Here is a 17926-nt window from a genome sequence, read left to right on the forward strand (position 1 = left end):
TGTCTGCTAGCCCTCAGTGAGCCATAGATGCAAAGTCTTAGCCGCTTGTTCGAACAACAGATCAGTTGCGAATAGTGGACTGAGGTTCAGTGGCGTTTTCCGCAGTGAATCAGTCCGGTATTCGCTGGAAAAACGCGCCGCGATTCCTAGGCTCTCCAGTCAGTTCCCTTCGTTACCCCAACCCCTGATTAGCATGAACTCGTTTTTGACGTCGGCGCTTATGCGCGCGCTGTTTATCTTTACGGTCGGCCTGCTGGCGAACTCCGCCGGTGCGCAGACCTTGCTTTCGCATTATAAGCTTGATGGAAACGGCACGGATTTCGGCACGCTGGCGGTGAATGGCACGACGAGTGGAGCGGCGGCTTTTACCAACACCGGTGCCGGCGTGGGTGTATTTGATAAAGCACTACGCGTTGGCACTGGAGCCACCGATCATTTTGTCGCTCCGACCGCCAATAATTCCGCCTATGCCTTGAGTGCGATCACCATCGCGCTTTGGGTCAATGTCGACACGGCATCGATGAATGACCGGCTGGTGTCCACGCTCACGGGCACCAACGGATTTGATCTCTACATGGGGGGCTACACTGTCGGAGGTGGTTCGGGTGGCGCGGATTTGTTCAACCTGACGTTTGTAGTCAATGGCACCAGCGGCGGTGTGTCATCGACAAGCGCAACCTATGTGAGCGACAAATGGCTTTTCCTCGCGGTTACCTACAGCGCAAATACGGCCTTGTTCTACAGTGGTGATCTCACGACGGCCGCATCCTTGAAGAGCACATTGAGCTATGCGGGGGGCTCCATCGTTGCCAGCTCGGCCGACCTTGAAATCGGCGGAACTCCGGCTACGACGAACGACCGCACGCCGACCGCACTTTTCAACGATGTGCGCATCTACAGTGGCGCGTTGACCGCTTTGCAGCTCGAGGCCGTGCGCGCCTCCACGATACCGGAGCCTTCTCAGACTGCGTTGGCCTCCGGTCTTTTGGCTTTCGCGTTTTTGATTATTCAAGCGCGCCGCCGTCGCTGCTGAGCGAATCGCGGGCGGCTATTCCGTTTGTGCGTTTGCCACGGACGTAATGCGTTTTGAGTGTTTGCACCGTGCCAAATGAAACCCGTGAAGTCCGACCGTTTTCAAAACTTCGTCATGTCCTGACGCTGGATGGACGGGTGCTCGCGGTGCCGGACGATTGGGAACTGCTGCCGCCGGGCGACGCGGCCTTGAGCCGGCGTATCAAAGAAGACGGACCGACGTGGACGGTTATCGAGATGAAAGGGCGGAAACGTTTTTCACGCGGCATCTGGGCTTCGAAGGAACGGATTGCCGCGCTCCAACTGGCACGCGCGGATGAACGGCTCGACCCCGATTATCAACGTAAGTTGGATGCGGGTCGCAAACGGCGGGCAGCCGAACAGGTCGAGTATGAACAAGACTTTCGGTCGGCGGTGATGGCGTTTTTGAGGTTTCATCCGAGTCGGTCTGCGGAGGCGGAGTTGATGGCGCGGCTGATCACCGATCATGCGGTGCCGGTGGGCAGTGGCACGGTCGCGCGCACTGAACGCATTCCAATCGAGGAACGGGCCGAGGCGGCGACCATCGCCTGGATGCGGCATCAAACGACCGGTTATGACAACATGGTCATCCCTTTGGTGAAAGGTCGCCGCCGGGAGGTGAGACGGCTGTTGGCTCAGCGTTCGCACCAGCTGCTTACGCGTTACCGGGAAGGGTATGACATCGACCCTGTCACGTGTCCGCTGGCACGCGCATTGGCTCAACATCGATCCAAACCACTCGCGGTTCCGTCGTCGATGAATCCGCAGATGGCTTTGGGTTTATGAAGATGAATACGCGGATTTAAACCTTGAGTGAGCCGCGGAAGCCACGGCCGCTGTAGTAGGATTGTGCGCCGTTGTGATAAATGAACACGCGGTCGTAGCGGCGGTCGCCGAAGAGGGCACCCCCGAGTTTTCGGATGTCGTCCGGAGCCACCACCCAGCTCGATGATTTGCGGTCAAACTTTCCGAGCATCTGCAGGTCGCGGTATTGATCTTCGTTTAGCATCTCGATGCCCATCTCCGCTGCCATGTCCATGGCGCTGTTTTTGGGTTTATGCTCTTTGCGCGATTCAAGTCCTTCGCGATCGTAACATAGCGAAGTGCGGCCGTCGGGGCTTTCGGGCGAACAATCGAAGAACGTGTATTCGCCGGTTTTCTTGTCGTGGGCAACGACGTCCGGCTCGCCGCCGGTTCGTTCCATTTCATGGAGCGACCAAAGCTTTGCGGGCTTGGATTCCAGACGGGTTTTCACCTTGGACCAATCGACGTCTTTGTGCCGGTTGATGTATTCTTCGAAGCGGGCCTGCAGTTTTTTGAGGAGCGCTTCACGTTGCTCGGATGAAAGTGTTTTTTTGGTTTCAGCTGACTTCATATAAAATTTTTGGATGGGGATTCGCGGGAGCGTGAGGTTAGGATGATTTTCGGGAAAAAAGCCGGCTGAGGAGGTGGCCCTTCCACATCAAAAGACCCGACAAAACCAGGACCGGAACATAGACAAACCGGAAGTAGGGCAGGTATTGCACCGTCTCTGAAGGGGGACCGTAAATATAGCCCAGAATGGGCAGGCCGAAGAGGATGTGGATCCAACGAAGAATCGAGCGTTTGGTGCCTGGCTTCATGGTATGGTGCAGGTGTGTTGGTTATTTTATAAATTCTGGCCCGCGAGAAACGCTTGCAGCCGGTCCAGGTTTTGTTCGTTGGCCGGCTCACAGATCGGACGCATCGCTGCCGCCGCCTCCGGACTTTCGAACTCTTGAATCCAGTCCAGGTGGGTTTGCCCGTCACGAGCCGCCAAAGTGACCGTCAATCGAAACCATGGCTTCACGACGTGCTCGATCACGATTCTGGTGTCGGGCGCGATTTCGCGGAAAACGCTTTCGTTGGGGTAGTCGGCGCCGTTTGGGCTGTGCATCACAAAGACCCAGCGTCCGCCGGGCTTGAACTCGAATTGCGTGAACGTGTTCTTGAAGCCGCTGGGGCCCCACCAGCGCGCGAGTTGATCCGGCTGCTCGAAGGCGGCGAAGATCTTTTGCGGACTTGCGGCCAGGGTTCGCCCGGTGCGCAAGGCGGCTCCTGAACGTGCGATCACATGGGACAGTTGTCCCAGCATCTTTGCCCAGCCAAACCCTGCGCCTTGGAAGGCTTGTTCACCCCAGGGTTGAGAAACGTCGAAACCGGCGTGTTCAAAAAATACCCGCGTGCCGTCGCCCTCGGGTTCGAGCCGGAAGCTCACCTGCGTGTTGACGACGGGACCGCCGGCAGACCAGGAAAACACGAGATGGGCAGGAGCCTCGCACTCCAGCACTTCGCAGTGGACGGTCAGTCCTTCAAAGCCGACAGCGGGATTGGGCGGCACGAGAAACGTGAAGGCATGCCCGACGCGCGGTTCGAAATCGTTGGGATACATCCAATCCGCGAGGGCGTCGCGATGGGAGATCGCGCGCCAGACTTGCTCGCGAGGTTGGGGAACCAGAATTTCACGACGGATGGTTTTGCTCATTTGGTGCTCCCCTTGGACAGGTGTTTTTGAAGGCGTTGCAGGCGGTCGTCCCAGAATCGTTCGTAGCCGGCGATCCAGTCGCGCACCGGACTGAGTTGCTCGGGAACGAAGTGATAATGGCGTTCGCGACCGTGGCGTTGTTCGCTCACGAGACCGGCATCGAGCAGGATGCGCAGATGCTGGGAGACGGCAGGGCGGCTCATTTCAAAGTGAGCGGCGATATCGCTGACCGAGCGTTTATCCTCGGTGAGCAAATCGAGCATCTGGCGCCGCGCACGGTGACTGATCGCGTTAAACACATCAGACTCGCGATTGATGGACATGACCATGCCGGCAGAATGCGTAAGCGATCTCTTACGTGTCAAGCGTGCCTTCGTATGAAGGTTTGCGGGAACGATTGAGCCGGCGATCTGCTGGCGCGCGACTCTTGCTAAATGTTCTTACGCGCGCGCCAGATTACCCCAAGGCGCGCACTCAGTGTCGCGACGGCGTGGCGCATGGAGTCGAAGGCTAGTTCGGTGGGATCGAGTTCGGCTAGTCTGCGCAGTTGCCAGTCGGTGACCTCGGAGCGTTGGAGCACGACGTCAAAGGACGTGGCACGAGCTTGGAAAAACACATCGCACACCGGACGCGTGAGGCCGGCGTAAGTGTAGGGATTGGGATGCGAACTGAGGTAACGCAGATCGGTGAGCGCAAGACCGATCTCTTCGGCGATCTCGCGGTGAACGGCTTGTTCGAGGGATTCGCCGGCATCAACAAAACCGCCGGGCAGGGCGAGCAGGCCGCGTGCAGGATCTTTGGCGCGTCGGATGAGCAGGAGGCGCTGCTGCGGATCGAGAATGAGCGCGGCGACCGCAGTGACGGGATTGTTGAAATCTCGATGGCCGCAAGCCCGGCACTGGCGGTTGCCGCCGGTTGACGAAGGCGTGTGGGCATAGTCGGGCGAGCCGCAAAGGGGGCAGTGGGTGTAGGCGGCGACGAGGGGCTTCATGGAGAGAATTACAACCCGGCAGAGCAGGTTGATTGTGCTAGAACGGGAAGAGCAGCGGCACCATCAGCACCGTGACGAGCAGCACGATGAGGGAGAAGGGCACGCCCATTTTAACGAAGTCACCGAACCGGTAATTGCCGGGTTCGACCACCAATGTGTTCACCGGGGATGAAATGGGGGTCATGAACGCGGTGGATGCCGCCAGCGCCACGGTGATCGCAAACGGGAAGGGCGAGACCCCGAGGTGTTGCGCCATGCCAAGCGCGATCGGCGCCATCAACAACGCGGTTACGGTGTTCGAGATGAACAGGCCGATCACCGCGGTCACGCCAAACAGCGCGGCCAGATACACGCGGGGGCCGGCGCCCTCCAAGGCGGCCATCAAGCCGTTGACCGCGAGATTAATGCCACCCGTGCGCTCGAGAGCCGAGGCAAAGGGAATCATGCCGGCGATCAACACCAGGCTCTTCCAATGAATGCACCGGTAGGCCACATCCATGCTGATGCAGCGAAACAGTCCCAGCAACAAACACGCGATGAGCGCGGCGACGACATTGGGCACCCAGCCGGTGATCATCAGCACGACCATGAGGCCGAGACTCAGCAACGCGTAGGGCGCGCGGTCGGCGGCCGGTGCGTCTTCAGTTGATTCGGGCGGCAGACTGAGCACGAGAAATTCGCGACGCTGGCCTTGCAGCCGGCGGATCGCTTTCCACGTGCCGATCACCAGCAAGGTGTCGCTGGCGCGGAGTTTTTCGTCGATCACCGGGCCATCGAGCGCCTGGCGGTCACGGCGCAGACCGAGGACTTGCAGGCCGTATTCGCGGCGTAATCCTGTATCGCGAACGGTGCTGCCAATGAGTGCTGATTCGGGCGCGATGACCACCTCGGCCATACCGACTTTACGGGACTGATCGCTAAAATAACTTCCGCTCAGCGGAAGCAAATCGAGCCCGAGTTCTTGATGCGTTTTCGGAGGAGCTGTCTCGCAGGCGAGACGGTCAACGAGGAGCGTGTCGCCCGCTTGGAGCTCAGTCGCAGGGCCGGGCAAAACCATCTCCGTCCCCAGGCGGGCCGGACGTTCGACCGCCACGAGGTTGAAGCCATGCGTGCGGCGCAGGTTGAGCACTTCGAGAGAACGTCCGGTGAGCGGTGAACCTTCACGGACGCGTAGGCGCAGTTCGCGGTCGGCCAGGCGATAATCATGGATCAGCACCGGGAAATTACGCTCCACCGCGGCGACCACGATTGACGACTCGGTTTTTGAAAGACGTCCGCGCATTACGACCATATAGCCAATCGCTAGTGCGAGGATGACCACGCCGATCGGGGTCAGGCTGAAAAATCCGAGTCCGGCATGGCCGTGGTGTTTGAGTGCGCTGTCCACCACGAGATTGGGTGCGGTGCCCACGAGTGTGAGCATGCCGCTGATCAAGCCGGCGAAACTCATGGGCATCATCAACCGCCCGGGTGCGATGCCTTGTCGTTTGGCGATGGTCAGTGCCACCGGAATAAAAATCGCGACGACGCCCGTCGAACTCATGATCGAGCCGAGCACAGCGACCGCGAGCATGAGCAGGATAATCAGACGTGTCTCACTGCTTCCGGCATAGCGCACCAAGAGATCGCTCAGTCGAAACGCCACGCCCGTGCGCACCAACGCCTCGCCCACGACAAACAGCGCCGCGATCAAAAGGATGATCGAGTCCCCGAATCCCGCGACCGCCTCGCCCGCGGTGATGACTCCCGTGAGCGGCAACAACACCAGTGCGATCAAAGCGACCACGTCCATGCGCGGTTTGTTGGCTATGAAAAGCGCGACGCAGCCACCGAACACGCCGAGGACAAGCATCAGGTCACGATTCATAATGAATAAGAATCCCGCGCGACCGGGCCCTGCCTCGGTTGATGGTGGTGCCCGGAGATCCGTCTCATTTACTCTTTTGTGTAATTCGGGCCATGGGAGGGCAAGCCCGTCCCAAGTCCTTTCGGTCCGTCCGGTCGGATCGGATTACTTGCGTTCCACTTCGAGCACGTTGTGCGCGTAGTCGCCGGGCGCGGGAAACTGGTTGAAGTCATTCACGCCCCACCAGGCTTTGCCGATGGTGAAGGGGCGGTCCACATCCTTGGCATCCGCGTAATAAAAGATGACGACCAGGTTGTGGCGGGGTAGCTTTTCGATGATCCGCTGGCTTACGAGGATGAGCTCATCCTTCGACACGGTGGCGGATACCACGACGGAAAGGCTGTAGGTGATCTGAACTTCGTCGGGCAGTTTTTCCCGACTGATGACTTTAAACTCCGGCACGTTTTTCCCTTTCAACGACCATGGCACGTGAGGACGGTCTTCGCAGCCGGCGAATACACTGCACAGTGCGAGCACGAAAAGGAATCGAATGATCATGGCGTTAACGTGAGATGACTTCGGAGTGTGCACTATAGGCAACAACTTGCAGCCTGCCTGTGCTTCTTTCGGAGTAAAAAAATGAAAACAAAGGCTGTTTGCCCTCTCAGCCGGGCATCATAACGACATACGAGCCCCTGATTAGGTGTTTACCCTACAGTTTTATTGGAGCGTTCAGGCCATTTTGTGGTCCGTGACACCATATATGATATCGGAACCTTACGTATCCATGGCTCAGCTGAGCGATTATCTGGCGATGCGCAGGGAGGCGATTTTACAGGCGTGGCGCGCGGCGGTGGATGCCGATGCGAAACAGACCACGGCATCCATGCTCACCCGCACTCAGTTCAATGATCACATACCCGGCATCCTGGATGCCTTTGAACGCAGGTTGCGTTCGGAGCCTGGGGAGAAAGCCCAGCAAGCGGAGAAAGCGCAGGAGGTGAAGCATGGTATCACCCGCTGGCATCAAGGCTACCGGTTACAGGAACTCATGCGTGAGTGGGGACATCTGCAGATGTGTCTGCTTGAGGAGCTCAAGGGCTTTGGCGTGGCGTATCCGGATTTTGAACGCGATGCGCTGGCGGAGGCCGGGCGCCACCTCGCCGTGTTGGTCAACGAGGCCATCAGTGAAAGCGCCGCGCAATACGAGCACATGCAGCAGGAGGAAGCGGCCAGCCATATCGATGATCTCATGGGCACGCTCACCAGCGTCCTCGAAATCGAGCGCCGCCGGTCCACGTTGATTCACCAGGCCGTGCACGACCTGGGGAATAATCTGAACAGTGTCGGCATGACGGCTTATTTGCTGGGCGATAAAAAAATCGCCGAAGCCGATCGCGTAGAGTTCGCGGATATCCTGCAGCAAGGCGTGCGCTCGGCGTCGGGCATGCTCGGCGAACTCATGCAGCTCGCGCGACTCGAAGCCGGTCACGAGCGGCGCGAGATCAGTGCGTTCGATGCGACCGCATTGATCGATGAAATCTGCGATCTCAATCGTGCCGTCGCGCGCGAACGAAATCTTTTCCTAGAGGTGGATCCGTCGCCACCGCTCCCCGTCGAGGGCGATCCGGGCAAGGTGCAGCGGCTGGTGCAAAACCTCATCCGCAACGCGCTCAAATACACCGAGCAGGGTGGCGTGCGCATCAGCCGGGGTGAAAAGGAGGACAGCTGGTGGGTCAGTGTAACGGACACCGGCCCCGGTTTGCAGGCCGGCACTGATGCGCCGCTTTTGAACGAGATGAAGAAGGCCACGGAGATCGCTGCGGAGACAGAGGGCAAATCACCGGGTGTGACGGATGACGATTCCGGCACGCCTCGTAGTGGTGCGGGCGCAGTTTCCGCGCCCAAGCGATCGACTCGACTGCCTTCGGGTGAAGGTATCGGACTCTCCATCGTAAAACGCCTGTGCGATCTACTGGATGCGAGCCTCCAAGTGACCAGCCCCGCTGGCCGCGGCACAATGTTCAAAATCGTGTTCCCGAAACGGTATTAAGTTTCCCCAGCTTTTTTGGGGGCTCAACACCAAGGAGCGGGGGGCGTGAGCCTGCGTGAAAGTTCAGCGAGCCAACTGAAGGTGAAGGCCGTCTATGGTGCGCAGCGATGATCGTGATTTTTCAATAATGATTTTCGTTCGCCTCGGCGCCCGCGGTTTTTCAACTTCGCCGCCCGTGGCTTCCGTCGTTCGTTCCCCTCATTCTCTATTCTGGAAATTTCAGATCGGCGGCTGGCTGTTATTCGTTCCACTCGCCACTGGATTTGCCCTGGTGGCATTCAATGACCCGGGGCAGATCGTGCTGACGGGAGTCATCCGACAGGTTGTTTCCTTCGGATTGACGCTCGCCCTCTGGTGTTTCTATCGCCGCTGGCCGGCGGATACTTTCAGGCTCGCTCCGCATATCGCGCAAATTGCGCTCGCCTGCACCATCGTGACCGCAGTCGACACAGTGCTGGTGGAGATCATTCGTGCGACGTTTGCAATGGAGCCGGCTTCGCCACTGGCCCAACGCGGTTCCGTGCCTCTGCGACTGTCCATCTACCTCGCCTGGTCATCGCTTTATTTTATGATCCGCCAGGAACTTGAGACGCGTAATCGCGGGCTTCGACTGGCGCAGATAGAACTGGCCGCCCGTGAAGCCGAACTCGCCTCGTTGCGTGCCCAGGTGAATCCCCACTTTCTGTTCAACGCCCTTAACTCCATCCTCGCCGAGTGTGGCGACAAGGCACCTGCCGCCCGCGCGATTACACGTTCGCTCGCCGATTACTTGCGCGCCTCTTTGTTGCAGCGCGACCATCACGCTCCGCTCGGTGAAGAGGTGGATTCAATCGCCGCCTACCTCCGGGTCGAACAAGCGCGTTTTGAGGAAAAACTCATATACTCTTTCGCGATCGAGCCTGCCGCTCGCGAAGCCTTGGTGCCGCTTACCGTGTTGCTTCCGCTGGTCGAGAACGCCGTGAAATACGGGATGCGCACTTCGCCTCCGCCTCTGCGAATCGCCATCACCGCCACGCGTCGCGAAGACGTTCTCACCTTGACCGTGGAAAACTCGGGCCACTGGTTCGAGCCGCGTCCGGGGGCCGCCGACTCCACCCAGATTGGTCTGGCCAACCTGCGTCGCCGGTTGGCACTGCTCCATGGCGATGCCGCTGCGCTCACCATTCATCCTGACGCGCACCAAGTGAGGATCGTAGTGACGCTTCCGGTCGCCCCATCCGGAAAATAATCACGCTGACCAACGACGACCTCATGCCTGCCGCCACTCATTCCGCAGCTCCCACCGCCGAACCTCTCAACGTTCTCCTCGTCGATGATGAACGTCTTGCCCGTAAATACCTGCGCGAACTTTTGAGCGAGCAGGCCGGAGTAAGCGTCATCGGCGAGGCCGACTCGGTTGCCGCCGCTGCGGAACTCGCGCGTCAACTCCGGCCCGACGTCATCTTCCTTGATGTGCAAATGCCTCCCGCGAGCGGCTTCGATCTGCTCCCGCTGCTTGATCCCGCGCCGGTGATTGTTTTTGTCACGGCGCACGACGAATTCGCGGTGCGCGCATTTACGGTCAGTGCAGCCGACTACCTGCTCAAGCCCGTCGCCACCGATCGGCTGGCACTCGCGCTTCAGCATGTGCGTAACCGCCTCAATGTGCCGGCGATCGTTCCCTCTGAGTCGGCCACACCTTTTGCTTTGGGACTCGATGACCCGCTGATCCTGCGCGATTCGGGCCGGCTTCGTCGTGTGCGTGCCCGGGACATCGCAGCGTTGGCGGGCGAGGGAAGTTACACCCGTGTTTATCTGTCCGACGAGCGTTCGATGCTCGTGTTGCGTCGCATGGATGCGTGGGAAACGATGTTGCCCGCGCCGCCGTTTTTGCGCGCCGAACGCTCGCTGATTGTGAACTTGGAACGGGTAGACAGCCTCGACATCCGTTCACGGGATGAAGGCGTGCTGCGACTGGCGGCAGATGGCGCGCCCGCTCGGGTGCTCGGTCGCGTTGCGCTCTCGCGGCTTCGTGCGGCGTTGCGCATGTAGGCATGCCTGGAAAATAGGTATAACGCCCCGGTGGGAAAATAGTGTCCGAAGCGGTGATGGTCGTTTCGTTGAAGATTCAGCCGGTTTCATGGAAGCGGACTTATAAAGCGGCGCGATGCACCGCTAAGGGTTGCACCTTCACTTATGAAATACCGTTCCACCTCGATTTCCTTTCTTCGAATCGCCGCTGTTTGCGCCGCGCTTTTTACGGGCTCGAATGCCTTCGCCGTGATTCTGGTAAACCTGACGTTTGATCAAAACAGCGTGCAGCTCGGGACGACTGGCACCTTTACCATTTCGGGCAGTGCCACGAGCGGCGGCAGCACCAGCAGTAATGGTTGGCAGACCTACAGCAACGGTGCTCCTGGAAATTTGGTCCAATGGCTTAACGTATTCGTGGTCACGGAAAGCCTGCCCGTAGGTGTTACCATCGGCAGCCAGACGTTCAACCCGAGTATGGTGGGGAGCAACCTCGTCAACCTCGGCGGTTCAAATAATTTTCGTCTCGCGAGTCCGAGCACCAACTATGGATTTTCGGACGTGTTGCAGATTGGCAATGGCACGACCGACCAGATCTCCGGCACTTTTATCCTGAGCGGCAGTGAGACGGGTATCGATTCGCTCACCGTGGCCGATTTCAATATGAACATCGGCAACGTGACCGTGACTGCCTCGGCCGTGCCCGAGCCCGCCACGTATGGCGTTCTGGCAGGCGCTGCCGTTCTCGGACTCGCGTGCATCCGTCGTCGTCGGACCGCTTGAGAACTTCGCAGCGTTCCAAGCTAAGAAAGTATCTTGTTATCAACCGCCGCGCGCAGGCGGTTGATTATCACCTGATCCGTCGGAGATTTCAGACAGGTGAAATCTGGCAGTCGTCTATCCTGCTTTCTTGAAGAGACCACTTACGGCGCGCCAAAGACGGTAGATTTGGAAGCCGCAGGCGCCCGGCAGCGTAGTGCGTTGGGCGAGTTTTTTATTAAGCTGAGTAACTCTAGTTTGGAGCAGGGCGATGGGGTGGGTGGCTGCGAGCATTCCATCGATAACGTTATTTTGCAGTAATTTGACCCCGATGCGGGTGGGATCTGTTTCCAGTTGGATTTGGATTTCCACCGCTTTGAGAATCTGGCCGCCGTCGGTCGGAGGAGCCTGCAGGCCGATGACGGAATCAGCGTTGCCCTTGATGAAGGCAAAGTAGTGCGCGTGCTGAATCGGGAAGGCGTTGTGAACGATAAACGTTTTTTCGCGCAGGAGTTTTCCGCTGAGCACGCACTCTTTTTCCGGATGGTCCCAGATCCAGCGCACCTGCACGAGTTCCACCACGGCCGAGAGACAGGCGATGCGGAGATTCGTGGCGGATGAAAGGCGCGGATTGTCCAAGGGAAAGCGCACCGTCTGGAGAAGACGGGAACTGGCGGAGATAGTTTGGGCGATGACGCCCGCCACTTCCGGTCCGGAGAATTCCAGCCGGGCCAATTCATCGACTTGATTGCTCGCCGCCGGTGTGGCGGCGGCGTGGGTGGCCGCTTCTTTGACGAGAACCTCCGCATAGCCGATCAGGTTTGCGACGAGCCGGGTGTAGTCGCTTGTGCACGAGGTATAACGCAACGGTCCCCCGCGATAAGGCAGCGGATCGTGGATGATCACCGGGGTGAAGGACGGGATCTGCTCCATGTAGCTCGGTATCCGTTCGTAGAAACGTCGGGAGAAACCTTCGAAATCGGTTTTAAGTTCCTCCAAGTGGGCGAGGTAATACGACGTGTTGCCCCCACGGTGGGAGCTCCGGTAAGCCTCCTGCAGGCTGAGGATGGCGATTTTCGAGCTATAGTGACCCGCAGACCGCAGCGAAAAATGTGCGTAATCAAAGCCGGGCCAAAACGTATGGGGCGGTTCCTGGTTTGAACTGAGGATAAAGTGATTTCCATGGGTCACGCAGGTTCCGGGCTTTCCGGCCAGCGCGCGCGGCACGACGGCCTTCACCAGATAGCGTCGCTTATCCAGCGTGTCATGTTCGTAGGGCTCTTCCGCCAACCGATGTTGGATACGCTCCACCGGATTGATGACGGACGGGTCGTCCGACGGACGCACTTGATAGGTCTGCCAGCCCACCTTAAGGAATCCGGTGGAGTTGCCGGCCTCGGGCAAAGGCAGGTGATCGCCGTCGCAGCGGATCAGCTCGTCGGCGTCGAGCAGCAGCACCCAGTCGGCTCCGTGTTCGTTGACGGCGAGGTGCATCAGGCGCGTCATTTTTTCGGCCTGGAATTTCCCTAGTGACGGATCGTTCTCGACCACCAGCGGCAGACCTTCGGCGACTAACCGGGAGAGAATGGAGGAGGTGCTGTCCGTGCTGCCGTGGTCCAGCACGATCAGCTTTTGCAGGTAGAACAGATTGTGACGGACGAAGGCCTCAATGATGTCCTCTTCATTTTTCGCGCAGGTCACTCCGATGATTGTCATTTGAAGGGGCTGATCAACGTGCGCACTCCGGTGAAGGCAATTGTTTACCGGCATGCGCCGCGGGAAGGTCACTTGGTGATCATCTGCAATCACCTTGCCTTCATCGTGCGTCGGGCCAGACAGGAAACTTCAGTTCAACCCTGACCATTTCCGATGCCAATCCCGCCTCCGATTCCTTCGCCCGCGACGACGCCTCCGCCGCTTTCATTTCAAGACGAACTCGCGCTGCGCATGTCGCAACCTCTGTTGGTCGAAGGCCGGCCGCTGGCCGGCACCGAAGGCATGACGCTCGGTGACGTCGAACTCGACGTGCTGAAGGGCGGTCGATTTGTGCGCTACTATTGGAACATCTCGGTCGTGGTGCTGAGCTTTCGCAACAGCACGGCTCTGACCTACGTCCGTTCTGATCGCTCCGCCGGAATGGGCGCACTAGGCTGGGGCACGGTTTCCCTCTTCTTTGGTTGGTGGGGGTTTCCCTGGGGCATCGTCCATACCCCGCTCAGTCTCTGGCACAACACCCGCGGCGGGTCGGATCACACGCATGAAGTCCTCAAGGCCTATCTCGGCGACGACCACTCGAACGAAATCATCAAGCAGGCGCCACGACGCAAAGCGGACGCCGCGCTCTGGATACTGCGCGGGCTCGTGTTGAGCTTCGTGGCCATGATCGCGATCTTCATCTATCAGGTCGCGAATGCGTGATAAGACGCGTGAGGTGAACGCACGGTTCATCATCGTGCGGGCGACACGTGGAGCTCCCTTGTCGTTGGCGGGAGTTAAAGAACTCCCCGCAGATTATTGAAAAAAAGCGTCCACCGGCAGGCTCTCTTTGTGACGCTCCAGCTTGAGTGTCCGGCGTATGAAAGCGGGAGCGCGACCCGTATAACGAGAGACCTTGTCCAACGCCGAAGGCGGACGGGTGTTCCACTGGATGAGAGCGCGGATTTTTCGTTCGACTTCGTCCGCCTCGTCGAGCGTGCGGCAACGGGTCATCAGCGCGTAGGGCGAGGTCATCAGGTTGTTGGTCGTGGCGAGGTGCTGACCAAGGGCGGGCTTTTCCGTCCAAGTCTCGAATTGTGGAAGCCGTTCGGTCTCACGCACGCCTTGGAGGTGACGGATTTTTTCGGTGCGGGATGACACGCCCCGGATCTTGATCAATAGGGATGCGTCGTAGTTTTTCCAGTTGAGCGCGAGAGGGCCGTAAGGCTCGGACGAGCCGTAGTAATGCGCAGCCAGGTCGATGACGTCGAATTCGGGGCCGTGCATCAGATGGATGAATCGTGCCCAGCCTGCGCCGACCAGCCGCGCGGCGCATTCGAGCAGGCAAGGGCCTGACTCGTCCACGCGCAGCTCGGCATGGAAGGGACTGCGACGGAGTCCAGAGGCGACGATCATGCGTCGCGTGTAATCAGCGATGAGGGCGAATTCAGGCGCGGTGAAAGGGATCTGGTCGGTGCGCAGACAGACGATTTCCTGCTGGTCGGTCTCGGCGTAATGAGTGCGACCGACGTCGATGATCGAGACATTGCCCTCGGCATCGATCTGGCCGTTGCAGTGGTATTCGTGGCCTCCGATGAACTCTTCCAACAGCACCGTGCCGGCGCGGGTGCGCAGCCAGTAGTCCTCAATCAGGGAAGGGGGATCGTCGGCGGAAAAGATGCCGACATTCATGTTGGCGGCGCCGTCGTTGGGTTTGAGGACGAAGCGGGCGAGCCGGTTTTGTCGGACGATGTCGAGCGCGTGAGCCGGGGAGTTGGCCAGCTCGGCGTAGTTGATTCGCAAGCCCGGATCGGTCGCGCGCAGGTGGGATTTCAATGCGAATTTATCACGGAAACGGCGCATGATCGCCGGTTGCACCCAGTCCAAGCCGAGGCCCTCGGCAAGTGTGACCGCGTTGGAGACCGTCATCTCACTATGAGGGATGATCGCGCTGATGGCGTGGTGCCGGCGCAGATGCTCGATGAACCGTGGGAACGCATCCGGCGTGGCGACATAATGCGCGGCGATATAATCCTTCGACCATAATTCGGGATGGAGCCGGGCGGATGAAGGCACGTTCGCCGTAGTGGTGTGGAAGCATACCGCGCGCGCACCGAAACGGCGATGCATGCGACGGATGAAGTCCAAGGCATAGCCGCCGGTGGGGTTTTGGATGAGGTATTGCATCGATGAGAAAGAGAAGGCCTGCCTGCGCCCGAGGACGAATTGTGAGCGGAGGACACTGCGTTGTGTTTATTCGCAGGCAATCCCGAGGTGCAGGTTGCGGATGACGAACTTGGCCGATGGCCGTTTTTTGAGAGTGCTTCGATTGCCTGATGGAACCATTTCGCCGGCCGGCGGTCGCGGCGATGTGACTTTCGAATCCTGGATGATTCTCATCAGCGGCCTGCTGCTTCTTATGGGGCTTTCCACGGCTTACGTGAGCCGTTGGCCGTTCACGGGCACGATGGTTTACTTATGTATAGGTGTGCTGCTCGGTCCGGTTGGCTGGGGCATTCTCCAGTTGGACCCGCACCGGCAGGTTTCCCTTTTTCTACATGCATCGGAGGTAACCGTGGTAATTTCTCTCTTTACCGTCGGTTTGAAACTCCGACTTCCGTTGCGCGATCCGCGCTGGGGGCCGGCCGTGATGCTCGCCTTCGGTTCGATGACGGTGACGGTGGGACTGATCACCGTGACGGGGATGTGGGCGCTTAATCTACCACTTGGCGCCGCAGTGTTGCTTGGCGCGATCCTAGCACCCACCGATCCCGTGCTCGCTTCGGACCTGCAACTCAAGCATGCGGGCGATCGATCCGAACTGCGGTCGGCACTGACCGGTGAAGCCGGCTTTAATGATGGCACCGCATTCCCTTTTGTCATGCTCGGTCTCGGGCTGCTAGGCCTTCACGATCTCGGAGCGGGCGGTTGGCGTTGGTGGGCCGTGGATGTGATCTGGGCGGTGGGCGGGGGACTCGGGATCGGAGTGGCGATGGGCTATGGCACCGGTCGTTTGATTGTCCATCTGCGTAAACGCGAACGCGAAGGTGCCACGCTGGACGAGTATCTCTTGCTCGGATTGATCGGGGTCTCGTATGCCGTCGCCGTGAAACTTCACGCCTATGGTTTCCTGTCGGTATTTGCGGCGGGAGTCGCTGTGCGCGCGATTGAAAGGCAAGGCCCCGGCACACGACGAAAAGGCACCGGCAAGGAAACACGACAGACCGAGCCGTCCAAAGTCGAATCCGCGAACCCGGCGGCGGCGATGTTGTCGTTCAATGAACAGTTGGAGCGAATTCTGGAAGTCGGCATGGTGGTGCTCGTGGGCGCGGCCTTGCTGGTGGTCGGGCTCTCAACACATGCGCTCTGGTTTGTCCCGTTGTTATTCTGCGTGGTGCGTCCGCTGGCGGTCTGGCCATTGGTATGGCTGCGCAAGTTTCATCGCAAGCAGCTCACGGGCATCATGTGGTTTGGGATCCGCGGCATCGGCTCCATTTATTATCTGATGTATGCGATCGATAAGGGATTGCCGCCGGATCTGGCGCGACCGTTGGCTGCGTTGACCTTCACCGTGGTGGCCGCCTCCATCGTGTTGCATGGCATCTCGGTTACTCCGCTGCTGAACCGCTTGCAGCGAAGACCGCGAACCTGATTCTGGATTACGGCAGGGAGACGTCGTTCTGAAAATGGATGCGACCTAGGTTATTTCTTGGGCTCGGCCTGTATATTCGAACACTGAAGAACTGATGTTTTCGACTTTTACTTAGTCTCGCTCCGACGGTTTCATAACTATTGTTCAGTTCGCTTTACCCCGAAAAAGACACCCAAACTATGTCCGCCTCCGTCTCCACGGTTTCACCTTCGTTGCCGCCTTGGGCGCTCGGTCCCTTTGTCCGCCCTGACAATGCCCGCCCTTTGATCCGCCCCAACGCCGCCTCATGCTTCGACTGCCCGTTGAGCCGGAAGCCAGTCGCGTGGGAGGCGCGCCACACTTTTAACCCCGCTGCCGTGGTTCATGAGGGGCGCGTGGTAATTCTTTACCGCGCCGAGGACGACCAAGGCCCCGGCGGCATTGGTGGCTACACCTCGCGCCTCGGTCTCGCCGTCAGCGACGACGGCGTCACTTTTCGCACCGAACCGCAGCCGGTTTATTTTCCCGCCGAAGACGCGCAAAAACCCTTCGAGTGGACCGGCGGTTGCGAAGACCCGCGCCTCGCCACCGGCCCCGACGGCACCTACGTGCTCACCTTCACCCAGTTCCCCGGCCGCAATCCCGTCGGCGGCAACTTCCCGTGGCGCGTGGGTCTCGCCACTTCGCGCGACCTGCGCACGTGGACGAAGCACGGCAGCGCCTTCCAAGGCACGCCCCACGAAAACCTCCGCATCAAATCCGCCGGCATTCTCCAGACGCTCGACCACGGCCGCCTCGTCGCCGCCCGCGTGCGAGGCAAATACTGGATGTATTTCGGCGAGTCGTTCGTGAGCATCGCCTCCTCGGACGACCTCGTGCACTGGACGCCGCTCACCGACGCGCACGGCGCACCGCTTCAGATCATGCGCCCGCGCGCCGGCTGTTTCGACAGCGAGTTCACCGAGGTCGGACCACCGCCGCTGCTCACCGAGCACGGCATTGTGCTGGTTTATAATGGCAAGAACCGGGACCACGCCGCTGGCGGCGATCCGAAGCTGCCCACTGGTGCCTACGCCTGCGGCCAGGCGCTCTTCGACAAGGATGATCCCACGAAACTGCTCACGCGACTCGATCGCCCGTTTTTCCAACCTGAGCTCGATTGGGAAACCGCCGGCCAATACGAGGCGGGCACCACCTTTGCCGAAGGTCTGGTCTTTTTTGAAGGCCGCTGGCTCCTCTACTACGGCTGCGCCGACACCTTTGTCGGCTGTGCACAGACTTCAGCTTAGAAATCGGGTGAGTCCTTCAGTTTTAGTGAAATAGGACGGGAAGGATGCGCGGCTGGAAAGGCGAATACTGAAGGCCCATCCCCTTTCGGTCATTTG

18 protein-coding genes are annotated in these 17926 nt (G+C 59.3%); 9 read left to right on the forward strand and 9 right to left on the reverse strand.

What is annotated here, in order from left to right; genetic code table 11:
• Window positions 1-193 precede the first annotated feature (193 nt).
• Both FPL22_RS01725 and FPL22_RS01730 read left to right on the forward strand, forming a co-directional pair.
• On the forward strand, window positions 194-1033 hold the full coding sequence (locus FPL22_RS01725; protein ID WP_144228397.1) for a LamG domain-containing protein: 840 nt from the start codon (window positions 194-196) through the stop codon (window positions 1031-1033).
• A gap of 68 nt (window positions 1034-1101) precedes the next feature.
• Window positions 1102-1839, forward strand: a complete 738-nt coding sequence (locus tag FPL22_RS01730; RefSeq protein WP_144228398.1) for a DUF2293 domain-containing protein — start codon at window positions 1102-1104, stop codon at window positions 1837-1839.
• Window positions 1840-1855: 16 nt separating this feature from the next.
• On the opposite strand, the gene FPL22_RS01735 is transcribed toward FPL22_RS01730, so the two are convergent.
• The 7 genes from FPL22_RS01735 to FPL22_RS01765 form a co-directional block, all read right to left on the reverse strand.
• Window positions 1856-2428, reverse strand: a complete 573-nt coding sequence (locus tag FPL22_RS01735; RefSeq protein ID WP_144228399.1) for a DUF4256 domain-containing protein — start codon at window positions 2426-2428, stop codon at window positions 1856-1858.
• 37 nt (window positions 2429-2465) lie between these two features.
• The gene (locus FPL22_RS01740; protein ID WP_144228400.1) at window positions 2466-2675 is read right to left on the reverse strand and encodes a hypothetical protein; all 210 of its coding nucleotides are present in this window, start codon (window positions 2673-2675) and stop codon (window positions 2466-2468) included.
• 26 nt (window positions 2676-2701) lie between these two features.
• On the reverse strand, window positions 2702-3556 hold the full coding sequence (locus FPL22_RS01745; protein WP_144228401.1) for an SRPBCC family protein: 855 nt from the start codon (window positions 3554-3556) through the stop codon (window positions 2702-2704).
• Window positions 3553-3879, reverse strand: a complete 327-nt coding sequence (locus FPL22_RS01750; protein WP_144228402.1) for an ArsR/SmtB family transcription factor — start codon at window positions 3877-3879, stop codon at window positions 3553-3555. The genes FPL22_RS01745 and FPL22_RS01750 overlap by 4 nt, the downstream gene beginning before the upstream one ends.
• A gap of 107 nt (window positions 3880-3986) precedes the next feature.
• Entirely contained in the window at window positions 3987-4547 is a 561-nt protein-coding gene (locus FPL22_RS01755) for an NUDIX hydrolase (RefSeq protein ID WP_144228403.1), read from the reverse strand.
• 37 nt (window positions 4548-4584) lie between these two features.
• Window positions 4585-6414, reverse strand: coding sequence for an SLC13 family permease (locus tag FPL22_RS01760; protein ID WP_144228404.1), 1830 nt, complete (start codon window positions 6412-6414; stop codon window positions 4585-4587).
• A 144-nt stretch (window positions 6415-6558) separates the two neighbouring features.
• Window positions 6559-6951: a hypothetical protein gene (locus FPL22_RS01765; RefSeq protein WP_144228405.1), complete on the reverse strand. Its 393-nt coding sequence runs from the start codon at window positions 6949-6951 to the stop codon at window positions 6559-6561.
• Between the two features lie 229 nt (window positions 6952-7180).
• Between FPL22_RS01765 and FPL22_RS01770 the strand changes: the two genes are divergently transcribed.
• The 4 genes from FPL22_RS01770 to FPL22_RS01785 all read left to right on the forward strand — a co-directional run bounded on the left by FPL22_RS01770 (window position 7181) and on the right by FPL22_RS01785 (window position 11239).
• Window positions 7181-8446: a sensor histidine kinase gene (locus FPL22_RS01770; protein ID WP_162525153.1), complete on the forward strand. Its 1266-nt coding sequence runs from the start codon at window positions 7181-7183 to the stop codon at window positions 8444-8446.
• Between the two features lie 127 nt (window positions 8447-8573).
• Window positions 8574-9674: a sensor histidine kinase gene (locus FPL22_RS01775; RefSeq protein WP_162525154.1), complete on the forward strand. Its 1101-nt coding sequence runs from the start codon at window positions 8574-8576 to the stop codon at window positions 9672-9674.
• 23 nt (window positions 9675-9697) lie between these two features.
• Entirely contained in the window at window positions 9698-10477 is a 780-nt protein-coding gene (locus FPL22_RS01780) for a LytR/AlgR family response regulator transcription factor (protein WP_144228408.1), read from the forward strand.
• Window positions 10478-10621: 144 nt separating this feature from the next.
• Window positions 10622-11239, forward strand: coding sequence for a PEP-CTERM sorting domain-containing protein (locus FPL22_RS01785; RefSeq protein WP_144228409.1), 618 nt, complete (start codon window positions 10622-10624; stop codon window positions 11237-11239).
• 114 nt (window positions 11240-11353) lie between these two features.
• Here FPL22_RS01785 and FPL22_RS01790 read toward each other — a convergent pair whose 3' ends face one another.
• On the reverse strand, window positions 11354-12931 hold the full coding sequence (locus tag FPL22_RS01790) for a glycosyltransferase family 2 protein (protein ID WP_162525155.1): 1578 nt from the start codon (window positions 12929-12931) through the stop codon (window positions 11354-11356).
• 153 nt (window positions 12932-13084) lie between these two features.
• On the opposite strand from FPL22_RS01790, the gene FPL22_RS01795 reads away from it, so the two are divergent.
• The gene (locus tag FPL22_RS01795; RefSeq protein ID WP_144228411.1) at window positions 13085-13633 is read left to right on the forward strand and encodes a hypothetical protein; all 549 of its coding nucleotides are present in this window, start codon (window positions 13085-13087) and stop codon (window positions 13631-13633) included.
• A gap of 93 nt (window positions 13634-13726) precedes the next feature.
• On the opposite strand, the gene FPL22_RS01800 is transcribed toward FPL22_RS01795, so the two are convergent.
• The gene (locus FPL22_RS01800) at window positions 13727-15097 is read right to left on the reverse strand and encodes an ATP-grasp domain-containing protein (RefSeq protein WP_144228412.1); all 1371 of its coding nucleotides are present in this window, start codon (window positions 15095-15097) and stop codon (window positions 13727-13729) included.
• Window positions 15098-15230: 133 nt separating this feature from the next.
• Between FPL22_RS01800 and FPL22_RS01805 the strand changes: the two genes are divergently transcribed.
• Window positions 15231-16562 (forward strand): cation:proton antiporter, encoded by a 1332-nt coding sequence (locus FPL22_RS01805; RefSeq protein ID WP_203235096.1) that lies wholly within the window; start codon window positions 15231-15233, stop codon window positions 16560-16562.
• A gap of 179 nt (window positions 16563-16741) precedes the next feature.
• Window positions 16742-17830, forward strand: a complete 1089-nt coding sequence (locus FPL22_RS01810; protein ID WP_144228413.1) for a glycoside hydrolase family 130 protein — start codon at window positions 16742-16744, stop codon at window positions 17828-17830.
• Window positions 17831-17926 lie beyond the last annotated feature (96 nt).

Source organism: Rariglobus hedericola (genome assembly GCF_007559335.1).
Classification (GTDB): domain Bacteria; phylum Verrucomicrobiota; class Verrucomicrobiia; order Opitutales; family Opitutaceae; genus Rariglobus; species Rariglobus hedericola.